The 22517-nt window shown below is 66.0% G+C and carries 19 protein-coding genes; 16 read left to right on the top strand and 3 right to left on the bottom strand.

The window, feature by feature from the left end:
• Positions 1–24 precede the first annotated feature (24 nt).
• Positions 25–819: a TOBE domain-containing protein gene (locus FBY20_RS21465; RefSeq protein WP_142054475.1), complete on the bottom strand. Its 795-nt coding sequence runs from the start codon at positions 817–819 to the stop codon at positions 25–27.
• Between the two features lie 175 nt (positions 820–994).
• On the opposite strand from FBY20_RS21465, the gene FBY20_RS21470 reads away from it, so the two are divergent.
• From FBY20_RS21470 to FBY20_RS21530, 13 genes are all read left to right on the top strand, one after another.
• On the top strand, positions 995–1591 hold the full coding sequence (locus FBY20_RS21470) for a DUF4136 domain-containing protein (protein ID WP_081100888.1): 597 nt from the start codon (positions 995–997) through the stop codon (positions 1589–1591).
• A 10-nt stretch (positions 1592–1601) separates the two neighbouring features.
• On the top strand, positions 1602–2798 hold the full coding sequence (locus FBY20_RS21475; RefSeq protein ID WP_142054477.1) for a patatin-like phospholipase family protein: 1197 nt from the start codon (positions 1602–1604) through the stop codon (positions 2796–2798).
• A gap of 173 nt (positions 2799–2971) precedes the next feature.
• Complete coding sequence (locus tag FBY20_RS21480) at positions 2972–3430, top strand: winged helix-turn-helix domain-containing protein (RefSeq protein WP_370458353.1); 459 nt, start codon at positions 2972–2974, stop codon at positions 3428–3430.
• A 203-nt stretch (positions 3431–3633) separates the two neighbouring features.
• Complete coding sequence (locus FBY20_RS21485) at positions 3634–4932, top strand: efflux RND transporter periplasmic adaptor subunit (RefSeq protein WP_142054479.1); 1299 nt, start codon at positions 3634–3636, stop codon at positions 4930–4932.
• 65 nt (positions 4933–4997) lie between these two features.
• A complete protein-coding gene (locus tag FBY20_RS21490) occupies positions 4998–8228 on the top strand; it encodes a multidrug efflux RND transporter permease subunit (RefSeq protein ID WP_056323891.1) in 3231 nt (1076 codons plus the stop codon).
• Positions 8225–9718 carry an efflux transporter outer membrane subunit gene (locus FBY20_RS21495; protein ID WP_056323893.1) on the top strand — a complete coding sequence of 498 codons (1494 nt, stop codon included), beginning with the start codon at positions 8225–8227 and terminating at the stop codon, positions 9716–9718. The genes FBY20_RS21490 and FBY20_RS21495 overlap by 4 nt, the downstream gene beginning before the upstream one ends.
• Positions 9715–10455 (top strand): pyridoxine 5'-phosphate synthase, encoded by a 741-nt coding sequence (gene pdxJ / locus FBY20_RS21500; RefSeq protein ID WP_062839094.1) that lies wholly within the window; start codon positions 9715–9717, stop codon positions 10453–10455. The genes FBY20_RS21495 and pdxJ overlap by 4 nt, the downstream gene beginning before the upstream one ends.
• 38 nt (positions 10456–10493) lie before the next feature.
• Positions 10494–10928 (top strand): holo-ACP synthase, encoded by a 435-nt coding sequence (gene acpS / locus FBY20_RS21505; protein ID WP_056323898.1) that lies wholly within the window; start codon positions 10494–10496, stop codon positions 10926–10928.
• 49 nt (positions 10929–10977) lie between these two features.
• Positions 10978–12036: a beta-N-acetylhexosaminidase gene (gene nagZ / locus FBY20_RS21510; protein ID WP_142054481.1), complete on the top strand. Its 1059-nt coding sequence runs from the start codon at positions 10978–10980 to the stop codon at positions 12034–12036.
• Complete coding sequence (gene uvrC / locus FBY20_RS21515) at positions 11999–13825, top strand: excinuclease ABC subunit UvrC (protein ID WP_056323901.1); 1827 nt, start codon at positions 11999–12001, stop codon at positions 13823–13825. The genes nagZ and uvrC overlap by 38 nt, the downstream gene beginning before the upstream one ends.
• 204 nt (positions 13826–14029) lie before the next feature.
• Positions 14030–14602 carry a CDP-diacylglycerol--glycerol-3-phosphate 3-phosphatidyltransferase gene (pgsA, locus tag FBY20_RS21520; protein WP_056323904.1) on the top strand — a complete coding sequence of 191 codons (573 nt, stop codon included), beginning with the start codon at positions 14030–14032 and terminating at the stop codon, positions 14600–14602.
• A 160-nt stretch (positions 14603–14762) separates the two neighbouring features.
• Positions 14763–16070 carry an MFS transporter gene (locus FBY20_RS21525; RefSeq protein ID WP_056323906.1) on the top strand — a complete coding sequence of 436 codons (1308 nt, stop codon included), beginning with the start codon at positions 14763–14765 and terminating at the stop codon, positions 16068–16070.
• Between the two features lie 206 nt (positions 16071–16276).
• The gene (locus FBY20_RS21530) at positions 16277–17278 is read left to right on the top strand and encodes a cytochrome-c peroxidase (RefSeq protein WP_056323909.1); all 1002 of its coding nucleotides are present in this window, start codon (positions 16277–16279) and stop codon (positions 17276–17278) included.
• 74 nt (positions 17279–17352) lie between these two features.
• On the opposite strand, the gene queF is transcribed toward FBY20_RS21530, so the two are convergent.
• Positions 17353–18177, bottom strand: coding sequence for an NADPH-dependent 7-cyano-7-deazaguanine reductase QueF (queF, locus tag FBY20_RS21535; protein WP_056323912.1), 825 nt, complete (start codon positions 18175–18177; stop codon positions 17353–17355).
• A 317-nt stretch (positions 18178–18494) separates the two neighbouring features.
• Between queF and aceA the strand changes: the two genes are divergently transcribed.
• Positions 18495–19814 (top strand): isocitrate lyase, encoded by a 1320-nt coding sequence (gene aceA, locus FBY20_RS21540; protein ID WP_056323915.1) that lies wholly within the window; start codon positions 18495–18497, stop codon positions 19812–19814.
• A gap of 205 nt (positions 19815–20019) precedes the next feature.
• Entirely contained in the window at positions 20020–20415 is a 396-nt protein-coding gene (locus tag FBY20_RS21545) for a DUF1398 domain-containing protein (RefSeq protein WP_142054483.1), read from the top strand.
• Between the two features lie 27 nt (positions 20416–20442).
• On the opposite strand, the gene FBY20_RS21550 is transcribed toward FBY20_RS21545, so the two are convergent.
• Positions 20443–21507 (bottom strand): NAD(P)-dependent alcohol dehydrogenase, encoded by a 1065-nt coding sequence (locus FBY20_RS21550; protein WP_142054485.1) that lies wholly within the window; start codon positions 21505–21507, stop codon positions 20443–20445.
• Between the two features lie 106 nt (positions 21508–21613).
• On the opposite strand from FBY20_RS21550, the gene FBY20_RS21555 reads away from it, so the two are divergent.
• Entirely contained in the window at positions 21614–22498 is an 885-nt protein-coding gene (locus FBY20_RS21555) for a LysR family transcriptional regulator (RefSeq protein ID WP_142054487.1), read from the top strand.
• The last annotated feature ends 19 nt before the right edge of the window (positions 22499–22517 follow it).

A 22517-nucleotide genomic window follows, 5' to 3' on the forward strand; every position in this document is an offset into this window, starting at 1 on the left:
GCCGCCTGCACGGGCGGTTGCGCGTCAGTCGAGCACGCCGAGGATCACGCTGGACGCCTTGAAAATCGCCACGGCTTCGGCGCCAACGTCCAGTTTCAGATCGGCCGCGCTTTCGTTGGTGACGATGGCGGCCAGCGTCGTGCCGCCGTCCATGGCGATCAGGATCTCGCTGTTGACGGCGCCCGGCCGCAGGTCGGCGATGCGCCCCTGCAACTGGTTGCGCGCCGACAGGCGCAGGCCCGGGCCCGGCGCGCCAACGATGACCGAAGACGCCTTGACCAGCGCGATGGCTTCCTTGCCGGGAGCCAGGCCCAGTTCTTTGGTGCTTTCACGCGTGATCGTGGCCGTAACGGTATGACCGCCGGCAATACGCAGGAGCACTTCGTCGTTGACGGCGCCCGCGCGGATCTCGATGACGGTCCCCAGGAATTTATTGCGGGCGCTGGTCTTGAGCATGAATCGCCTCATCAGGTCGATGTCGCCGCTGGCATCCAGCCCCGCGCGCGTCAGGTTGTCCATGAACTTGCGGTGTTCGACCTCAAGCGCCCGGAAGGTCGCGATCAGGCCGCGCGCCCGATCGGTAAGCTGCGTGCCGCCCCCGCCCTTGCCGCCCGCCGCGCGCACCACCAGCGGTTCACCGGCCAGGTTGTTCATGGCGTCGATGGCGTCCCAGGCCCCCTTGTAGCTCATGCCCACGGCGCGTGCCGCCGCCGTGATCGATCCGGTGGCGTCGATCTGCGCCAGGAGGTCGATGCGGTTCTTGCCGCCCCAGGTCTGGGCGCCGGAGCGAAACCAAATGGAGCCGTCGAGTTCAAGCATGCGCGTGTCGGTAGGAGTGGCCGGGAGCGACGGGAAGTGTAACGGACCGGGCGCGGGGCGCAATGCGGCCGCGACGATTCCGGGCGGATGTTTGGCGGTTGCGAATGAGATTCTGTTGAAACTTTGGTGGCTTCGCGGCACTATGTTGTCGCCTTGAACTCACGGAGAGATCCACATGAAAGCGTTGAAAATGCTGACGGCGGGTTCCATGACGGCATTGCTGGCGGCCTGCGCCTCCGGTCCCACGGTCAAGAGCGACTATGACCACCAGGCCAATTTTGCGCAGTATCAGACCTTCGGCTACATGTCTCCGCTGGGTACGGACAAGGCCGGCTACAACACGCTGCTGACTGAACGCCTGAAGAGCGCGGCGCGCGGCCAGATGGAAATGCGCGGGTATACCTACAGCGCCACCAATCCCGACCTGTTGTTGAACTTTGGCGCCAAGCTCCAGCAGCAGACCGAAGTCACGCCCGGCTTCGCGCCCATGGGGCCGTATTACGGTTATCGCACCGGCTTCTATGGCGGCTGGCCCGGCTACGGTTGGGGCGACGACGTCTATCAATACACCGAGGGCACGCTCAGCGTCGACCTGGTCGATGCGCGGCGGCGGCAACTGGTCTGGGAGGGCGTCGCTGTCGGCGAAGTCCAGAATCCCGGCAGCGCCGGTTCCCAGCAGAACGTGGACAAGGTGGTGGCGGAGATCTTCGCCAAGTATCCGTTCCGTGCCGGCGTCGGCACGCCGCAGGTGCCGGACAAGACCAAGCGCTAGAGGACGCCGCATGACTGCAAGCCGCCAGGCCCTGGCCGAAGACACCGGCGACACGCCGCCCTACGACACCGTCGCGCTCGTGCTGCAAGGGGGCGGGGCGTTGGGTTCTTACCAGGCAGGGGTGTACCAGGGCCTGCACGAAGCCGGCATCCGGCCCAACTGGATTTCCGGCATTTCCATCGGTTCGATCAACGCGGCCATCATCGCCGGGTCCCCGGAAGACGAGCGCGTCGAGCGCCTGCGCGGCTTCTGGGAAAGCATCTGCCGGCCCACGGGCTTTGCCGCGCTGCCGTGGGGCGATACCTTGGACGGCATGTTCGAAGGGGTGCCGTTCGGGTTCGGCTCGCCCGCCATGAACGGACAGGTCTCCGCGTTGCAAGCCCTGTTGACCGGCCAGCCCGGCTTTTTCAAGCCGCGCTTTCCGCCGCCTTACCTGGTGCGCGGGCGCGGCGCCGCCTCCACCAGCTTCTACGACACGTCGCCGCTGGCCGCCACCCTGCGCCAGTTCGTGGATTTCGACCTGCTCAACAGCGGCGCGGTGCGGGCGAGCTTCGGCGCCGTCAACGTGCGTTCGGGCAATTTTGCGTATTTCGACAGCCTGCACGACACCCTGCGGCCCGAGCACATCATGGCCTCGGGCGCCTTGCCGCCCGGGTTCCCGTCGGTGGAGATCGACGGCGAGCATTACTGGGACGGCGGCATCGTATCCAACACGCCGCTTGCGCAGGTGCTGACCACGGACAACATGCGCGACACGCTGGCGTTCCAGGTCGACCTGTGGCCCGCGCGCGGCCCGCTGCCGACGTCGCTGGAAGAGGTGGCCGAGCGGCAAAAGGACATCCAGTATTCGAGCCGCACCCGGCTGGTCACCGACCAGCTGCGGCGCGTCCTGAAACTGCGGCACGGCTTGCAGCGCCTTTTGGAACGCCTGCCGGAAAGCGAGCGCAGCGCGCCCGACCTGGCGGACATCCGCAAGCTTTCGCACACGCCGGCCACCAACATCGTCAACCTCATCTACGAAGCCAAGCACCGCGAGCGCTACTCCAAGGATTACGAGTTCGGCACCGAAGCCATGCGTGAGCACTGGGAGTCGGGCCTGGCGGACATCCGCCATACGCTGGAAAAACCCGGCATCCTGGCCCGGCCCACGCAGGACAGCTGCTTTGTCACGCACGATATCCATCGCAACGGGACCCATCATTCGTAGCGCAGCGGCGGCTTACCGTCGTTTGCGGGGTGTGCAGGTCGGATTGGTCTGATAGATGCGCGGCGACGGGCTGAAATCCGCGCCGTGCAGGTAGCCTTCAAGGACATTCCGCAACCTTGTTCCGGGACGGGCCGCCCCTTGCATGCCGGCGGCCATCCTGGTGGAGATCCGCCTTGAATGCTCCTGTGCCCGCTCCCTTCCTTGCCAAGCCCGGCACGCGCAAGCCCGCGCGTACGTCCGCTAGCAACCCCGCATGCAGCCCCCCATGCACCCCTGCGCGGACGCAACCGCCCGCCGGCTGGGCGCCGGGCCTGCCCCAAGACCCCGTGGACGGGTGGTGGAGCCTGCTCTACTGGGGCTGGACGCTGCAATTGCCCAACGGCGCGCGCTTGGACCTCACCGAACTCGAGCGCGCCTGCTTCGCGTGCCTGGTCAGGAATCCGCAGCGCGAATTGGTCCGCGAAGAAGTGAAACACCTGCGCGGCGGCATGAACATGCGGTCGCTCAATGTCGCGATCTGCAGGCTGCGCACCAAGGTCCGCCAAGCGGGTGCGCGCCTGCCCCTGCACACGGTGCATGGCGTCGGCTATGCGTTCCTGGGCAATCTCCGAGAGCTCGCCAACAGCAAATAACTGTTGCGCAATTGCGCCTGAAAGTTCCCCCGGACCCCCAAAAGTACGTGATTTCCCCAATATCTGAGTTACATTACTGGGCTATTCACGTGTCGTTGGTGACGCTTGGTCATGATTTGATCGCTGCTCTTCGGCACGTTCGAATTGCTGCGGTACCTGACGCGATTTCACGACGCGCTTCATTACGCTACGCGGGGGTTTCAATGCGGTTTTCGCCTAAACGAATTTCGGGTCTGGCTGTTTCCGGTGGCGTCCTCGCGCTGATATTGGCCGGATGCGGGGAAAGACCCCAGATGAATCCCGGCATGCCCCAGGTCAGCGTGGTCACGGTGCAGCCGCAGCGCGCGCCCATCGTCTCGGAATTGCCGGGCCGCGTGGATGCCGTGCGCGACGCGCAGATTCGCGCCCGCGTCACCGGCATCGTGCAGCGCATCACCTTCGAGCAGGGCGGCGACGTCAAGGAAAACCAGCTGCTGTTCAAGATCGATCCGGCGCCCTACAAGGCCGCCTACGATCAGGCGACGGCGCAGTTGAAGCAGGCGCAGGCCAACCTGTTCAGCGCCAAGCTCCTGGCCGACCGCTACGCGCCGCTGGTCAAGGCCAACGCCGTCAGCAAGCAGGAATACGACAACGCCGTCGCCTCCTTCCGCCAGGCCGACGCCACCGTGGCCGCCGCGAAGGCCGCGCAGGACAACGCCGCCATCAACCTGAGCTACACGGACGTCACCTCGCCGATCACCGGCCGCATCGGCAAGCCGCTGGTCACCGAGGGCGCGCTGGTCGAATCCACGTCCGCCACGCAAATGGCCACGGTGCAGCAGCTCGATCCCATCTACGTCGACTTCACACAGTCCACCGCCGACCTTGCCGCTCTGCGCCGCGCCTTTGCGAGCGGCCGTCTGCAGCAAGTGGGCAAGGACGCCGCCCGCGCCACCGTCGTGCTTGAAGACGGCTCCGAATACGAGCATCCCGGCAAGCTGCTGTTCACCGGCATCACGGTGGATCCCAGCACCGGCCAGGTGAACCTGCGCGCCGAGGTCCCCAATCCCGATGGCATCCTGCTGCCCGGCATGTATGTGCGGGTCCGCCTGGAGCAGGGCTTTGACGATGTCGCCCTGCTGGTTCCCCAACAGGCGCTGCAGCGTACGGCCGACGGCAAGCAGAGCCTGATGCTGGTGCGCGACAACAAGATCGCGCAGGCGCCGGTCACCACTGGCGGCGCGTACGAAAACAACTGGCTGGTCACCAGCGGCCTGAAGGCAGGCGACGTGGTCGTGGTCGAAGGCTTCCAGAAGATCCGCCCCGGCGCGCCGGTGCAGGTCAGCCAATGGAACCGGGGCGGCACGCCCGCGCAGGGCGGCGCGCCCGCCGCGCAGCCCGGCGCCAAGCCCGCCGAACCTGGCGCGCAGCCCGGCGCCAAACCGGCCGAACCCGCCCCGCAGCCCGGCGCCAAGCCGGCCGAGCCGGCCCCGCAGGACAAGGCCGCCGGCCAGAAATCGTAAGCGGCACGCGGCGCAGCAAGCGCCGCGTTCCTCTTTGGTGAGCATCGCTTTCAGAGTCAGCCCACATGCCGCAATTTTTTATCGATCGACCAATCTTCGCCTGGGTAGTTGCCCTTTTCATTCTGCTGGCAGGGGTGTTGGCCATCCCGAACATGCCGGTTGCGCAGTACCCCGATGTGGCCCCGCCGGCCATCACGATCACCGCGACCTACCCCGGCGCGTCGGCCCCCGAAGTGGCCGAGTCGGTCACCAGCATCATCGAAGACCAGCTCAACGGCGCCAAGGGCCTGATCTACTACGAGTCCGTCAGCGACTCCTACGGCACCTCGACCATCACCGCGACGTTTGCGCCCGGCACCAATCCTGACTTGGCGCAGGTGGACGTGCAGAACCGCGTGTCCAACGTGATCGCCCAGCTGCCCAGCGCGGTGCAGCAGCAGGGCCTGCAGTACGAGCAGACCAGTACCGGCTTTCTGATGATCGTGACGCTGTCTTCCACCGATGGCTCGCTGGACCAGACGGCGCTGGCCGACTACATCACCCGCAACGTGAAGAACCCGGTGTCGCGCGTGCCGGGCGTGGGCCAGTTCCAGTTGTTCGCCGCGCCTCGCGCGATGCGCGTCTGGCTGGACCCGAACAAGCTGGTCGGCTTCAATCTCAGCATGGCCGAGGTCAACAACGCCATCGCCAGCCAGAACGTGCTGATCTCCGGCGGCAGCATCGGTGCGCCGCCCAATCCGGAATCGCAGCGCATCACGGCCACGGTCACGGCCAACGGCCAATTGAGCACGGTCGACGGCTTTGGCCGTATCGTCCTGCGCGCCAACACCGACGGCTCCAAGGTGCTGCTGCGCGACGTCGCCCGCATCGAGGTGGGCGCCGACAACTACCAGTTTGGCGCCCGCCTGAACGGCAAGCCCACGGCGGCCTTCGCCATCGTGCTGTCGCCCAACGCCAACGCGCTGGCCACGGCGCAAGGCGTGCGCAACCAGATGCAGGAGCTGTCCAAGTACTTCCCGGGCAACATCCAGTATTCGGTGCCGTACGACACCGCGCCCTACGTCAAGGTCTCCATCGAGCAGGTGCTCCATACCCTGGCCGAAGCCATGGTGCTGGTGTTCCTGGTCATGTACCTGTTCCTGCAGAACGTGCGCTACACGCTGATCCCGGCGCTCGTGGTCCCGGTGGCCATGCTGGGGGCGTTCGCCGTGATGCTGGCGCTGGGCTTCTCGATCAACGTGCTGACCATGTTCGCGATGGTGCTTGCCATCGGGATTCTCGTGGACGACGCCATCGTGGTCGTCGAAAACGTCGAGCGGATCATGGCGACCGAGGGCCTGCCGCCCAAAGAGGCCACCAAGAAAGCCATGCCGCAGATCAGCGGCGCCATCATCGGGATCACGCTGGTGCTGGTGACCGTGTTCCTGCCGCTGGCCTTCATGAGCGGGTCGGTGGGCGTGATCTACCGCCAGTTCTCGGTGGCAATGGCCGTGTCCATCTTCTTTTCGGCGCTCTTGGCGCTGACCTTCACGCCGGCGCTGTGCGCCACGATCCTCAAGCCGGTGGCCAAGGGCCACCACGAGGACAAGAAGGGCTTTTTCGGCTGGTTCAACCGCAAGTTCGACGCCACCACGCACGGCTACCAGAACTGGGTGTCGCGCATCCTGCACAAGGGCGGCCGGATGATGCTGGCGTTCCTCGTGCTGGTCCTGCTGCTGGGCTGGCTTTACCTGCGCCTGCCGTCGTCGTTCCTGCCCGAGGAAGACCAGGGCTACGTGGTCAGCAACATCGAGCTGCCCACCGGCGCCAGCGCCAACCGTACCGTCGAAGTCATCGAGCAGGTCGAAAAATACTTCCAGGGCATTCCCGCCGTCGAGAACATCATTGCCGTGCAGGGCTACAGCTTCAACGGCAACGGTCTGAACGCGGCCATCGCCTTCACGACGCTCAAGGACTTCAAGGACCGCAAGGAGCGTCAAGATTCGGCCGGCGCGATCGCCTTCACGGCGTTCGAAAAGCAGCTCATGGGCATCCATGACGCGCAGGTCTTCACGCTGGTGCCGCCGGCCATCTCGTCGCTGGGCAACGCCACCGGTTTCGACTTGCGCCTGCAGGATCGCGGCGCCGCCGGCACCGAGGCCCTGGCGGCTGCCACCGCGCAGCTGATGGGCGAGGCCATGAAGAGCCCCGTGCTGTCGCAAGTCCGTATCACGGGCCTGTCGGCGGGCACGCAGCTCAGCCTGAACATCGACCGCGACAAGGCGGCCGCGCTGGGCGTGGACTTCAACGAAGCCGCATCGCTCATCTCGACCGCGGTCGGCTCGGCGTACCTGAGCAAGTTCCCGAACCTGGGCCGGATGCAGAACATCTGGGTCCAGGCCGATGCGCCGTACCGCATGCAATTGTCCGACGTGCTCAAGCTGAACGCCCGCAACGCGCAGGGCGGCATGGTGCCGCTGTCCACGTTCGTCACGGGCGAATGGGTGCAGGGACCGGTGCAGGTCGTGCGCTACAACAGCTACGAGTCGATGCGTATCGGCGGCAGCTCGGCGCCGGGCTACTCCACCGGCGAGGCCATGGAAGAAATGCAGCGGCTGGTCGCTCAGTTGCCGCAAGGCTTCGGCTACGAGTGGACGGGGCTGTCGTACCAGGAATTGCAGGCCGGCAACCAGGCCCCCATCCTGATGGGCCTGTCGCTTCTCGTCGTGTTCCTGGTGCTTGCCGCGCTGTATGAAAGCTGGGCCATCCCCATCTCCGTCATGCTGGTGGTGCCTCTGGGCATGCTGGGCGCGGTGGCGCTGGTCAGTGCGCTGGGCATGTCCAACGACGTGTACTTCCAGGTCGGCATGGTGACCGTGATCGGGCTGGCGGCCAAGAACGCCATTCTTATCGTGGAATTCGCCAAGGACCAGTACGCGCGCGGCATGGGCCTGTACGAGGCCGCAGTGGAGGCCGCGCGATTGCGCTTCCGTCCCATCCTGATGACGTCGCTGGCGTTTATCCTGGGCGTGATTCCGCTGGCGCTGGCCACCGGCGCGGGCGCGGCCAGCCAGCGCGCGGTGGGCCTGGGCGTGCTGGGCGGCATGCTGGCCGCCACGCCGTTCGCTGTGATCTTCGTTCCGACATTCTTCGTGGTGGTGCTGGGCCTGTTCAAGACCCGCCCGCGTCTGCTCGGCGCCGAACTGCGCGCCTTCGAGCAGGAGCAGGCCGAAAAGAAGGCGGCGGCCGAAAAGGGCGCTGACCCGGCAACGCCGCAGACCGCACAACCCACTGGTGGCCAGGAGGGCAAGGAATGAAAGCCCTGATGTTCAGACAGACCGCCTTGTCCGCCTTTGTGGCGGTGGCGTTGGCCGGCTGCTCGCTGGCGCCCGATTACAAGCGTCCCGACGCGCCGGTCAGCCCGGCGTGGCCGGATCAGCCCAAGGTGCAATACGGCGCGTACTCGCGCGCCACCACGCTGGGCTCGCAGCCCGCCGCCGACGTCGTGCCGCAGGCCGGCACACCCGCGGCGGACCTGGGCTGGCGCGAATTCTTCCGCGATCCCCGCCTGCAGGCCCTCATCGAGCTTGCGCTGGTCAACAACCGCGACCTGCGCGTCGCGGTCCAGCGCGTCGAAGAGGCCCGGGCGCAATACGGCATCCAGCGCGGCGCGCAGTGGCCCAGCATCGGTGCCGGCATCCAGGGCCAGCGCCAGCATCTGCCGGCCAACATGCGGGCCGGCGGTCCGGATTCCAGCTCGATCAGCAGTTCCTACCAGGCCGGCATCGGCCTGACCACGTTCGAAATCGACCTGTTCGGCCGCCTGCGCAACCTGTCCGAAGCCGCGTACCAGCAGTACCTGTCGACCGAGCAGGCGCAAAAGACCGTTCACATCACCTTGGTGGGTTCGGTCGCGCAGTCGTATTTCAACCTGCGCGCCGCCGAGGTCCAGCTGGACCTGACGCAGCGCACGCTGGCCTCGCGCCAGGAATCGTATGACCTGGTCAAGCGCCGCTTCGACGGCGGCGTGGCCTCCGAACTGGACCTGAACCAGTCCAAGTCGCTGCTGGACACGGCCTCTGCCGACCTGGCGCAACTGGCCCGCGCCCGCGCGCAGGCCATGAACGCGCTGGTGCTGGTGGTGGGCACGCCGCTGCCCGACACGCTGCCCCCGCCGGCCACGTTCGGCCGCGACCAGGTGCTGGCCACGGTGCCGTCGGGCCTGCCGTCCGACCTGCTGGAGCGCCGGCCCGACATCGCCGCCGCCGAAAACCAGCTGCTGTCCGCCAACGCCAACATCGGCGCGGCGCGCGCGGCGTTCTTCCCGACCATCTCGCTGACTGGCCTCTTGGGCGTGGCCAGCCCGTCGCTGGGGGATCTGTTCAAGGGCGGGCAGGGGTATTGGAGCTTCTCGCCGTCGATCACGACCCCGTTGTTTGCGGGCGGCAGCATCCGCGAAGGACTGAACCTGGCCAAGGCGCGCGACAATATCGCCGTGGCGCAGTACGAGCAGACCATCCAGCAGGCGTTCCGCGAGGTCTCGGACGCGCTGGCGGGCGAGGCCACCTACGGGGCGCAGCTCGATGCCCAGCGCGCGCTGCAGGATTCGTCGGCGCGGACGCTGGAGTTGTCGAATTTGCGTTATACCAACGGTATCGACAGCTACCTGCAGGTGCAGACCGCGCAGGTGGACTTTTTCAACGCCCAGCTCGCATTGGTGCAAACCGGCCTGGCCGCGCTGATCAACCGCGTGGAGCTGTACAAGGCGCTGGGCGGTGGCTGGGAAGAAACAACGAAAGTGCAATGATAGAACTTGGTGTAAATATCGATCACGTCGCCACGCTGCGGCAGCAGCGCCACACGGCGTACCCCGACCCGATCGCCGCGGCGCTGCGCGCCGAGGACGCCGGCGCCGACCTGATCACGCTGCATCTGCGCGAAGACCGGCGGCACATCCAGGATGCCGACGTCTACGCGATCCGCCCGCAGTTGCGCACCCGCATGAACCTGGAATGCGCGGTAACGCCGGAAATGCTTGAGATTGCCTGCGCGGTCAAGCCCAGCGACGTTTGCCTGGTGCCCGAAAAGCGCACCGAGCTCACGACGGAAGGCGGGCTGGAAGTGGCCGGCGCGATGGGCCCGGTGTCCGACGCCGTGGCCCTGCTGACCGAAGCCGGCATTCGCGTTTCGCTCTTCATCGATCCGGACCCGGTTCAGATCGCCGCCGCCGCCAAGGCAGGCGCGCCCGTGATCGAACTGCACACCGGCGCCTATGCCGAGGCCGAGGGCGAGGCCGCCCACGCCGAACTGCAGCGCATCCGCCTGGCCGTGACCGAAGGGCTGCGCCACGGGCTGCGCGTGAACGCGGGACATGGCCTGCATTACGGCAACGTCAAGCCGGTGGCCGCGCTGGACGGCATTTCCGAACTCAACATCGGCCACGCCATCGTGGCGCAGGCGATCTTCGACGGCTGGGAAAAAGCCGTGCGCGACATGAAGGCGCTGATGGTGCAGGCGCGGTTGCACGCGCTGCGCGGGCTTTGAACGCGGGCCGATGACGCGTTTTGACCGCTAGCCAGGCGATGCCGATGTCCGACTCTTCTTCCGCCACGCCCGCCGGCGCCATTGCCGGCATCGGCATGGACCTCCTGCGCATCGACCGGATCGAGCGCGCGCTGGCGCGCCACGGCGACCGGTTCGCCGAAAAGATCCTGGGACCCGAAGAACTCCTCAAATTCCATGCCCGCCGTGCGCGCGACCCGGTCCGCGGGCTGCGATTCCTTGCCACGCGCTTTGCGGCCAAGGAAGCCTTTTCCAAGGCGATCGGCCTGGGCATGCGCATGCCGATGACGTGGCGGCGCGTGCAGACGCTGAATGCGCCGGGCGGCCGCCCGGTGCTGGTGATCGCGCCCGAATTGCAGGCCTGGTATGCCGAACGGTTCGGCGCGGCCCACGTTTCCATTACCGATGAATCCGACATGGCCGCCGCGTACGTGGTGGTCGAGCGCAAGCCCTGAGCCCGGGATGTTTCCCGCCGGCTTGCCGCACATCTACAAGGACACCTCCATGGCCAAAAAGAAATCCAAGGCGGTCCTGCCCCCCGGCCCCGTGATGGTCGATGTGGCGGGATACACGCTTACGAAGGCGGAAAAGAAGCGCCTGCGCCACCCGCTGGTGGGCGGCGTCATCCTCTTTGCCCGCAACTTCGAGAACCGCGCCCAGCTCACCGCGCTGACGCGCCAGATCCACAAGGCGCGCAAGGAGCCGCTGCTGATCCTGGTGGATCACGAAGGCGGCCGCGTGCAGCGGTTCCGCGACGACGGCTTCACGCCGTTGCCGCCGATGCGCGCGCTGGGCCAGTTGTGGGACCAGGATCCGCTGCAGGCGATGCGCCTGGCCACCGAGGCCGGGTATGTCCTGGCGGCCGAACTGCGCGCCTGCGGCGTGGACATGAGCTTCACGCCGGTGCTGGACCTGGATTACGGCGTCAGCAAGGTCATCGGCAACCGCGCCTTCCACGCCGATCCCCGCGTCGTGACCATGTTGTCGCGCGCGCTGGTGCAGGGGCTGGCGCTGGCCGGCATGTCGGCCTGCGGCAAGCATTTCCCCGGCCACGGTTACGTCGAGGCCGACTCGCACCACGAGATCCCCGTCGATCCGCGCACGCTGGACCAGATCATGAAGGACGATGCCGCGCCCTACGCGTGGCTGGGCGATGCGGTCCTGCCGTCCGTCATGCCCGCGCACGTGATCTATCCCAAGGTGGACAAGCACCCGGCGGGATTTTCCAAGCGCTGGGTGCAGGACATCCTGCGCAAGCGCCTGGGCTACGATGGCGTGGTGTTCTCGGACGACCTGACCATGGAAGGCGCCGCGGTCGCGGGCGACATCCTGGACCGGGCCAACGCCGCGCTGCGCGCCGGTTGCGACATGGTGCTGGTGTGCAACCGCCCGGACCTGGCCGACGACCTGCTGTCGCGCCTTGAGTTCGACCATGCGCCCGAGTCCGTTGCGCGCATCCGGCGCCTGATGCCGCGTTTCGATGCGCCCGATTGGGATACCTTGCAGGCCGAAAGCCGTTACCAGAATGCCCGACGACTTCAATCTCAAATCGTTCCTGTCTGACCTGCCGCATCTGCCGGGTGTCTACCGGCACCTGGATGCGGCCGGCGAGGTCATGTATGTCGGCAAGGCGCGCGACCTGAAGAAGCGCGTCTCGTCGTATTTCCAGAAGACGCTCTCCAGCCCGCGCATCGCGCAGATGGTGGCCAAGGTGGCGCGGCTGGAGGTCACGGTGACGCGCTCCGAGGCCGAAGCGCTGATCCTGGAAAACAACCTCATCAAGAGCCTGAAGCCGCGCTACAACATCCTGTTCCGCGACGACAAGTCCTATCCGTACCTGCACATCACGGGGCATGACTGGCCCCGCATCGCGTACTACCGCGGCGCCACCAACAAGCGCGGCCAGTTCTTCGGCCCGTTTCCCAATGCCTGGGCCGTGCGCGAAACCATCCAGATCCTGCAGAAGGTCTTTCGCCTGCGCACGTGCGAAGACAGCGTGTTCGCCAACCGCTCGCGCCCCTGTCTGCTGCATCAGATCGGGCGCTGCTCGGCGCCTTGCGTGGGCGCCATCGAAGCGGCCGAATACGACCGCGACGTGCATCGCGCCGTCCGCTTTCTGAACGGCGAGGCCAAGGACGTCATGGGCGAAATCGAGGCCCGCATGCAGCAGGCCTCCATGGAGTTGCGCTTCGAAGAAGCCGCGGCGCTGCGCGACCAGATGGGATCGCTGGCGCGCGTGCTGCACCAGCAGACCATGGAAAACGTCAGCGGCGAAGACACCGACATCATTGCGGTGGCCATTGCCGGCGGCAAGGTCTGCGTGAACCTGGCGATGGTGCGCGGCGGCCGCCATCTGGGCGACAAGCCGTTCTTTCCCTCGCACGCCGAAGGCGAGGCCGCGCCGCAGGTGCTGGAAGCCTTCGTGGCCCAGCATTACACCGAGAACGCGATGCCGCCCATCCTGGTGTGTTCGCACACCTTGCCCGATCCCGAACTGATCGCGCTGCTGGTCGAACAGTCGGGCGGCCGGCCGACGCGGGTGCTGACGCGGCCGCAGGGCACGCGCCGGTCGTGGCTGGAGCAAGCGGCAAAGAACGCCGAAATGGCGCTCGCCCGCGCGCTGACCGAATCCGGCGCCCGGGCGGCCCGCACGCTGGCGCTGGCCGAAGCGCTGGACCTGGACACCGACGAAGCCGCGCTCGACGCACTGCGCATCGAGTGTTTCGACATCAGCCACACCGCCGGCGAAGCCACCCAGGCTTCCTGTGTGGTGTTCGAGCACCACGACATGCAGCCTTCGCTGTACCGCCGTTACAACATCGCCGGCATCACGCCCGGCGACGACTACGCGGCCATGCGCCAGGTGCTGACCCGGCGTTTTGCGAAGGTGGCCGATGGCGACGCGCAGATGCCCGGCCTTGTCCTCATCGACGGCGGCAAGGGCCAGGTCGAGGTCGCGCGCAAGGTCTTCGCGGAACTGGGGCTGGACATCCAGACGCTGGTGGGCGTGGCCAAGGGGGAAGGGCGCAAGGTCGGCCTGGAAACCCTGGTGTTCGCCGACGGCCGCCCGCCGGTCGCCCTGGGCGGCGAATCCGCCGCGCTGATGCTGATCGCCCAGGTGCGCGACGAGGCCCACCGCTTCGCCATCACCGGCATGCGCGCCCGCCGCGCCAAGACACGCAACGTCTCGCGCCTGGAAGAAATCGAAGGCGTGGGCGCCCGCCGCCGCCAACGCCTCCTGGCCCGCTTCGGCGGCTTTTCCGGCGTTGCCCGCGCCAGCATCGAGGACCTGGCCTCGGTAGACGGCATCTCGCAAGACTTGGCAATCCGCATCTACGAGGCGCTGCGCTGACGCCCCGGACTTGCCCAAATGTCACGAATTCGTGTCACCCTCGCCGCCGACCCAACATGCCAAACCCCAAATTTCAACCACTCCACCCGACGAGCAATCCGGGCCGCGCGGATCCGGCTCCGCCGGTCCGCAGAGGCGCCCCCTTGAGGGGGAAGCGCCAAAGGCGCTTCGGGGGTGGGCTCTAGCTGTTAGGATACGGACACTATGCCAATTAACGTTCCCATTATTCTGACGTGGCTGCGTATCGCCATGATTCCGCTGGTGGTCGGGCTGTTCTATCTGCCCGAAAGCTGGATGTCTGTTCCCACGCGCGATACGCTGGCGGCATGGGCCTTCATCATCGCCGCGCTGACCGACTGGTTCGACGGCTGGCTCGCCCGGCGCTGGAACCAGACATCGGCATTTGGCGCATTTCTGGATCCGGTGGCCGACAAACTCATGGTCTGCGCCGCCCTCATCGTGCTGCTTGACCTGAGCCGGGTCGACGCCTTCATCTCGCTCATCATCATCGGTCGTGAAATCACGATTTCCGCGCTGCGCGAATGGATGGCCAAGATCGGCGCCAGCGCCAGCGTGGCCGTGCACCGGCTGGGCAAGTTCAAGACGGCGGCGCAGATGATCGCCATTCCGTGCCTGCTGTATAACCAGACAATCTACGGCGTCAGCACCAAACTGCTGGGCGACGTGCTGATCATCGTGGCCGCGGTGCTGACAGTGTGGTCGATGCTGTACTACCTGCAGCGCGCCTGGCCCGCGATCCGCGAAAAAGCCATGTAGTATCGATTTTCCGGGCCGGCTGAATAAGCCGGCCCGGCGCAGTTGCAGACCCTGCAGTCGCAAAAAAAATCACGCCCGGGCAAGTACCCGCGCGCCGCCGGAGACAACCCGCGAACCGCCTCGAGCGGAACGCATCCTGCCGCCTTCGCGGCCTTGTGCAATGAACACCGCTACCGCCGCCACCCCCTTGCTCTCGGACGCCGACGTACGCCGGCGCGACTGGAAAATCATCCTGCTCATCGGCGTGGCGCACGCGTCGTCCCACTTCTTCCAGCTTGTGCTGCCGTCGCTGTACGGCGCGCTGGGCCTTCAGTTCGGGCTGGACTTCGCGCGGCTGGGCCTGCTGGTATCGACGTTCTACGTGGTTTCCGGCATCGGCCAGGCGTCCTCGGGTTTCGTGGTGGACCGCATCGGCGCGCGCCCCGTGCTCTGGTTCGGGCTCGGCTGCTTCGTGCTGTCGGGCGTGCTGATCGGATCGGCCACCGGCTACGTCATGCTGATGGCCGCCGCCGTCATTGGCGGCATCGGCAATTCAGTGTTTCATCCGGCCGATTACTCCCTCATCAATCACCGCGTCACCGCCCCGCGGCTCGGCCATGCGTTCTCCACGCACGGCCTGACCGGCAACCTGGGGTGGGCGCTCACGCCCGTGTTCATCACCACCATCACGCTGCTGGCCAACTGGCGCGTGGCAGCCTATAGCGCCGCCGGCCTCGTGGCGCTGGTGCTGCTGCTGACGGTGCTGGGACGCGACCTGCTGGGTGGCCCGTCGCCCATCGAGGCCGGCGGCGACGCCAAGGATGCCGCCAACGCGCCCAAGCCCGCCGCCAAACCGCAAGAGGGCGTTCTGGCCACGCTGTCCGCGCTCTTGTCCAAGCCCGCGCTGTGGGGCGCTTTCCTCTTCTTTGCCTGCACTTCCATCGCGCTTTCGTCGGTGCAGAACTACACGATTCCCTTGCTGGGCCAGCTTTACGACCTGTCCAAGGTCACGGCCAGTTCCGCGCTGTCCGGGTACATGGTCGCCTCGGCGGTGGGCATGGCGGCCGGCGGCTTCCTGGTGTCGGCCAACCCGCGCACCGAGCGCACCGTCATGGTGGCGCTGATCCTGGCTGGCCTGACGCTGGTCGTGCTGGCGCTGGGGCTTGTGCCCGCCGTGCTGGCCGCGCCCGTCGTGGGCCTGGCCGGCTTCTGCTCGGGCGTGGCCGCACCGTCGCGCGACATGCTGATCCGCCGCGTGACGCCCAAGGGCTCGACCGGCTCGGTCTACGGCCTGGTGTATTCGGGCATGGACGTGGGCTCGGCGCTGGGGCCGCTCGCTTTCGGCCTGCTCCTGGATGCCGGCCTGCGGCAAGGTCCGTGGGTGGGCGCGGGCGTGGCGTTCGCCGTGGCCGCTTTCCTGGCGCAGTGGATCGCGGTGCAGGCGCGCCGCGCCGAACCGCCTGCGGCGGCGGCAGCAGCGCGGCCGTAATGCGGTGAGACCGCGGGCGCCGTTACCGCAGGGCGCCCCAACCCCTTTGATCGCCCCGCACGGCGCCAGAGCTGCCTTGCGCGCCATCAAGCACGACATTGCCGCGTGCGCCCCGGCCGGCGCCGCTTGATGCCTCGCAAGGCCAGGGCATGGCTTCCCCGATGTAATAACCATGTGGTTGAACTGGTTATTCACAGGAGAAGCAAATGAGAAAGACAAGTACGCTGCTGGCCGTGGGACTCGTACTGGGACTGTGGGCAAATCAGGCGTGGAGCGCGTCGCAGGAACCCATCCAGCCGATCGAGCCCGCCGTCATCAAGGAACCCGCCAAGGTCGAACTGGGCAAGAAACTCTTCTTCGATCCGCGTCTGTCCCGCTCCGGCGCGATCTCCTGTAATTCCTGCCACAACCTCGCCATGGGCGGGTCCGACAACCTGAAGGCCTCCATCGGCCACAAATGGCAGCAGGGCGGCATCAATTCACCGACCGTGCTCAATTCCAGCCTGAACATCGCCCAGTTCTGGGATGGCCGCGCCAAGGACCTGCGCGAGCAGGCGGGCGGCCCGATCGAGAACCCCATGGAAATGGCGTCGACCCACGAGCTTGCGGTGCAGGTGCTCAATTCCATTCCGGGCTACCGCGCCGAATTCAAGCAGGTCTTCGGCAAGGACACGATCACCATCGGCGAGGTGACCAGCGCGCTGGCCGCGTTTGAAGAAACCCTGGTCACGCCGAATTCGCGTTTCGACCAGTGGCTCAAGGGCGACAAGAAAGCGTTGACCGTCCGGGAACTGGCCGGATACGACCTCTTCAAGAACAGCGGCTGCGTCGCTTGCCACAACGGCGTGGCGGTGGGCGGCAACTCGTTCCAGAAGATGGGGCTGGTCACCCCCTACATCACCGAGAACAAGGCCGAAGGCCGGGCCGCGGTCACGGGCAAGGACGCGGACCGCTTCAACTTCAAGGTGCCGACGCTGCGCAACGTCGCGCTGACCTACCCGTACTTCCATGACGGCGAAGCGGCCACGCTGACGCAGGCCGTCGACGTGATGGGCCGCCTGCAACTGGGCCGCACGTTCACGCCCGATGAAAACGGCCAGATCGTGGCGTTCCTGAAGACGCTGACGGGCGACCAGCCAGTCATCCAGTACCCGGTGCTGCCGCCGTCCGAAGACGACACGCCGCGGCCTGAGCCGTTCGTGAAGTGAACGCAGATCGGTAATTGCTGAACAGCAAAAGCAAAACGGCCGCCCTGGGGCGGCCGCTTTTCGTGGCAGGCGCGTTACTGGCGGACGGTTCGCCTATCGGCGGGCGGCGCCGCCTCGAAGTTGCTGCGCCAGGGATTGATGTCCAATCCGCCGCGGCGTGTATAGCGCGCATACACCGTCAAATGCTCCGGGCCGCACGCCTGCATGATGTCGCTGAAGATGCGCTCGACGCAGTGCTCGTGGAATTCGGCGTGCTGGCGGAACGACACCACATACCGCAGCAGCGATTCGCGATCGATCGGCTTGCCGCGGTAGCGGATCTGCACGGTGGCCCAATCGGGTTGGCCGGTCACGGGGCAGTTCGACTTCAAGAGGCGCGACGCCAGCGTTTCCTCGACCACGTCGCCCGGCCGGGTGCGCAGCAGCTCGGGGGCGGGCTCATAGGTGTCGATCTCGATATCCAGCTTGTCGATGTAGATGCCGTCCAGCTCGCCCATCTGCAGCTCGGAAAAGCGCTGCGGCAAGAAGAAGTCCAGGCCCACCGGCGCGCCCGCGGCGGCGCTCAGGTCGCGTTCCAGCCGGCCGCGCAGGGCCGCCGAATTGACCAGGCGGGTCTGGTTGAACGAGTTCAGGTACAGCTTGAACGACTTGGATTCGATGATGTTGGGGCTGTCGGCCGGCACCGAGAACGTCGCCATCGCCACCCGCGGCTTGCCCTTGGCGTCCAGCCACGACAGCTCGTAGGCGTTCCACAGGTCCACCCCGCTAAAGGGCAGGTTGCCGTCATTCAGATTGAGCGCCGCGCGGTTGTGCGAGCGCGCAATGGGGAACAGCAGCGAGGGATCGTATTGCGAGGCGTAGGCCACGCTCTGCCCGAGAGGGCCGTGAGACAGGGTCATAGCAGGAATTCAAAAACGGGATGACGGCATTGTAGGCGCTGGAAGGGGCCCGATTTTCCACAACGTGAAATGTAACTCTCGGCATGTGAAAGCCGGTGTTGCGCAGCAGCGGGGCGGCATTTCATAAACGACAATCGCATTTCATTATACAAAATCAAGTTCATAACTCATTGATTTAAATGACTAACATTTTTCGTCTTGTATAAGACCTGCCTTCACATTGCTCCGCAGCACAAGCATAGACTTTCTCCAACGATTCACGCAATGCACGACGCGAATCCTTTGAAGTTCTCTCACTACTGACCAGGAGCATCACCATGAGCAATCGCGAAACCGAAATCCGCAACCTGCAGAAAGATTGGGCCGAGAACAGCCGGTGGCAGGGCATCAAGCGCGACTACAGCGCCGAAGACGTCATCCGCCTGCGTGGCTCGATCAGCGTCGAACACACGCTTGCCCGCCGCGGCGCCACGCGCCTCTGGGAACTCCTGCACAGCGAGCCGTTCGTCAATTCGCTGGGCGCCCTGACCGGCAACCAGGCCATGCAGCAGGTCAAGGCCGGCCTGAAGGCCATCTATCTGTCAGGCTGGCAGGTCGCCGGCGACGCCAACCTGGCCGGCGAAATGTATCCCGACCAGTCGCTCTATCCCGCCAACTCCGTGCCGCAGGTGGTCCGCCGCATCAACAATTCGTTGACGCGCTGCGACCAGATCCAGTGGATGGAAGGCAAGAACCCTGGCGATGAAGGCTACATCGACTTCTTCGCGCCCATCGTGGCGGACGCCGAAGCCGGTTTCGGCGGCGTGCTCAACGCCTATGAACTGATGAAGGCCATGATCGAGGCGGGCGCGTCGGGTGTCCACTTCGAAGACCAGCTCGCTTCCGTGAAGAAGTGCGGCCACATGGGCGGCAAGGTGCTGGTGCCCACCCGCGAGGCCGTGTCCAAGCTGGTGTCCGCCCGCCTGGCCGCCGACACGATGGGCACGCCCACGTTGCTGCTGGCCCGCACCGACGCCGACGCGGCCGACCTGGTGACCAGCGACGTCGACGAGAACGATCGTCCGTTCATCACCGGCGAGCGCACGGTGGAAGGCTTCTTCCGCACCCGCGCCGGCATCGACCAAGCCATCTCGCGCGGCCTGGCCTACGCGCCGTACGCCGACCTGATCTGGTGCGAAACGTCCACGCCCAACCTGGAATACGCCCGCAAGTTCGCGGACGCCATCCATCGCCAATTCCCGGGCAAGCTGCTGGCCTACAACTGCTCGCCGTCGTTCAACTGGAAGAAGAACCTGGACGACGGCACCATCGCCAAGTTCCAGCGCGAGCTGGGCGCCATGGGCTACAAGTTCCAGTTCATCACGCTGGCCGGCTTCCACGCGCTGAACTACGGCATGTTCGAGCTGGCCCACGGCTACGCCCGCCGCCAGATGAGCGCGTTCGTGGAACTGCAGCAGAAGGAATTTGCCGCCGCCGAAATGGGCTTCACCGCCGTGAAGCACCAGCGCGAAGTGGGCACCGGTTACTTCGACGCCGTGACCCAGACGATCGAGGGTGGCAAGTCGTCCACGACCGCGCTGACCGGCTCGACCGAAGAGGCGCAGTTCGAACACGGCAAGGCGCAGAAGGCTGCGTAAGCCGGCAGTGCCCGGCCTGTCCCGCGGGACGCCGGGCGCCGCATGCAGGTGTGTAGTCGCAGGTGCTGTTGTAGGGTGGATTCAAGGGTGCCTGCGGGCACCCTCTTTTTTTGTTTCGCGATGGCGCCATTCCCGCAGTACGCTGGACGGTGCGAAGGCCGAGGCGCCGGAACGGTCTTCTCCTTTTCATCGTCAGGAGCCATCCATGAACGCGTCCACGCAATCCATCATTCGTGAAACCGCGGAGGCATCCGCCCAAGGCCGCATCCACTTCGGCCAAGTCATCCGTCAACTGGCGGGCGCAGGGGTCGAATCCTATGTGGTCGACTACCGGTCCCGCCGCACCGCCTACTACCTGCCTGATGACCAGACGCTGGACATCCCGCTGGATGTGCCGGATGTCGCCATTGCCAATGACTTTGATCGGGCCGCGCTGCAAGCCGCGATTCGCGGCGCGCAGCGGGGCGAGGTGATGTACCCGGAATTCAAGCGCCTGAGTTGCGCGGCGGGCTGCGTGGGCTACGCGGTGTGGATCGCGGGCCGGCACGTCACGTACTTCGGCCGCCTGGGTGATGCCCACGACGAGAAGTTCCCCGACTGAACCCAGACGGCCCTCGGGGAAGCAGACTTACGCGGCAGCGCGCGTTTCCTTCAGCGACGCCATGTCGATCACGAAGCGATACTTCACATCGTTCTTCACCAGCCGCTCGTAGGCCTCGTTCACGGCCTGGATCGGCACGATTTCCACGTCACTGACGATGTTGTGCTCGGCGCAGAAATCCATCATTTCCTGCGTCTCCTGCATGCCGCCGATCGCCGAGCCGGCCAGCGACTTGCGGCCCATGATGAGGTTGGCGCCGGGGATCGGATCCAGCGGCGTCAGCGCGCCCACCAGCGCCATGGTGCCGTCCAGCGCCAGCAGGGCCATGTAGGGATTGACGTCGTGGCTGACGGGAACCGTGTTCAGCAGGAAGTCGAACGTGCCGGCGTGCGCCGCCATGGCGTCGGCATCGCGCGAGACCAGCACCTCGTCCGCGCCCAGGCGCTTGGCATCGCGGGCCTTGTCGGCCGAAGTCGTGATCATCACCACATGCGCGCCCATTGCGTGCGCAAACTTCACGCCCATGTGGCCCAGGCCGCCCAGCCCGATGACGCCGACCTTCTTGCCCGGCCCCACCTTCCAGTGGCGCAGCGGGGAATAGGTGGTGATGCCGGCGCACAGCAGCGGCGCGACGGCCTTGAGGTCGAGCTTGTCGGACACCTTCACGACGAAGTGCTCGGTCACCACGATGCGATCGGAGTAGCCCCCGAACGTCAACTGGTCGCTGCCGCGCTCTTTGTCGTTGTAGGTGAGCGTGGCGTTCTCTTCGCAATACTGTTCGAGGTTCAGACGGCACGCCTTGCAATGGCGGCACGAGTCCACCATGCAGCCCACGCCGGCGTAGTCGCCGACCTTGAATCGCGTCACGTTCTTGCCCACTTGTGCGACGCGGCCAATGATTTCGTGGCCGGGCACCATCGGGTACATGGAATTGCCCCAGTCGCCGCGCGCCTGGTGCAGGTCGGAGTGGCAGATGCCGCTGTACAGGATGTCAATCAGCACGTCATCGTCGCCCGGTTCACGGCGGGTGAAGCTGAAGGGAACCAGGGGAGTGTCGGCGCTGTGCGCGGCGTAGCCTTGGGCTTGGATCATGACGGCCTCTTGGGATGTTTGTTGAGCAGTCGTTCACAATAAGCTCGCCGACAACCCAGTTCAAGCTAGAATTTCGGCATGATTTATTGAATAAATTTGCATAATCATGCCGCTCGACAACCTATCCCATCTTGCCGCGTTCTCGGCGGTTGCCCGTCTGGGCAGCTTCCGCAAGGCGGGCGAAGAGCTCAGCCTGTCCACCTCGGCGGTCAGCTACGCCATCCGCAACCTGGAAGAGCGGCTTGGGGTGAACCTGTTCAACCGCACCACCCGCAGCGTGGCCCTGACCGAAGCCGGCCACCGCCTGGCCGAGCGCCTGCAGCCGGTGCTGCATGGCCTGGCCGATGCGCTGGACGAAATGAACCACTTCCGCGGATCCGCCGCCGGCACGCTGCGCATCAACACGTCGCGCGCGGCCTCGTACCTGTTGCTGATGCCCATGGCGGCCCGTTTTCTGGCTGCTTATCCGGACATCCGCCTGGAAATAGGGGAAGACGACAGTTTTGTGGACATCGTGAAATCCGGCTTCGACGCGGGCGTGCGTTTGCTTGAAGCCGTGCCCGAGGACATGGTCGCGGTTCCCATCGGCCCGCCGCTGCGCGCGGTGGTGGTGGCGTCGCCCGCCTATCTGCAGGGGCGCGAGGCGCCCCGGACGCCGGCAGACCTGCTGCGGCACGACTGCGTGCGCTACCGGTTTCCCAGCGGCCGCTATTTCAAATGGGAGTTCGAGAAGGACGGCGAAAAGGTGGAAATCGACGTGCCGGGCCGCATTGCGCTGAGCGACGTGCATGCCGAAGTGCGCGCGGCCTGCGATGGCATCGGTATCGGCTACGTTCCCGAAAGCTATGTGGCGGACCTGCTTGCATCGGGCAGGCTGGTGCGGTTGCTGGAGGATTGGTGTCCCGTGGTTCCGGGTTTCATGCTGTATTACCCCCGGCAGCGCCGCGTCTCATCGGCGCTCCGGGCATTCATCGACATGGCCCGGCAGTGATGCCGGGCGCGGCGGACTG

This window comes from Achromobacter sp. SLBN-14 (genome assembly GCF_006715415.1).
GTDB lineage: Bacteria > Pseudomonadota > Gammaproteobacteria > Burkholderiales > Burkholderiaceae_B > Achromobacter > Achromobacter mucicolens.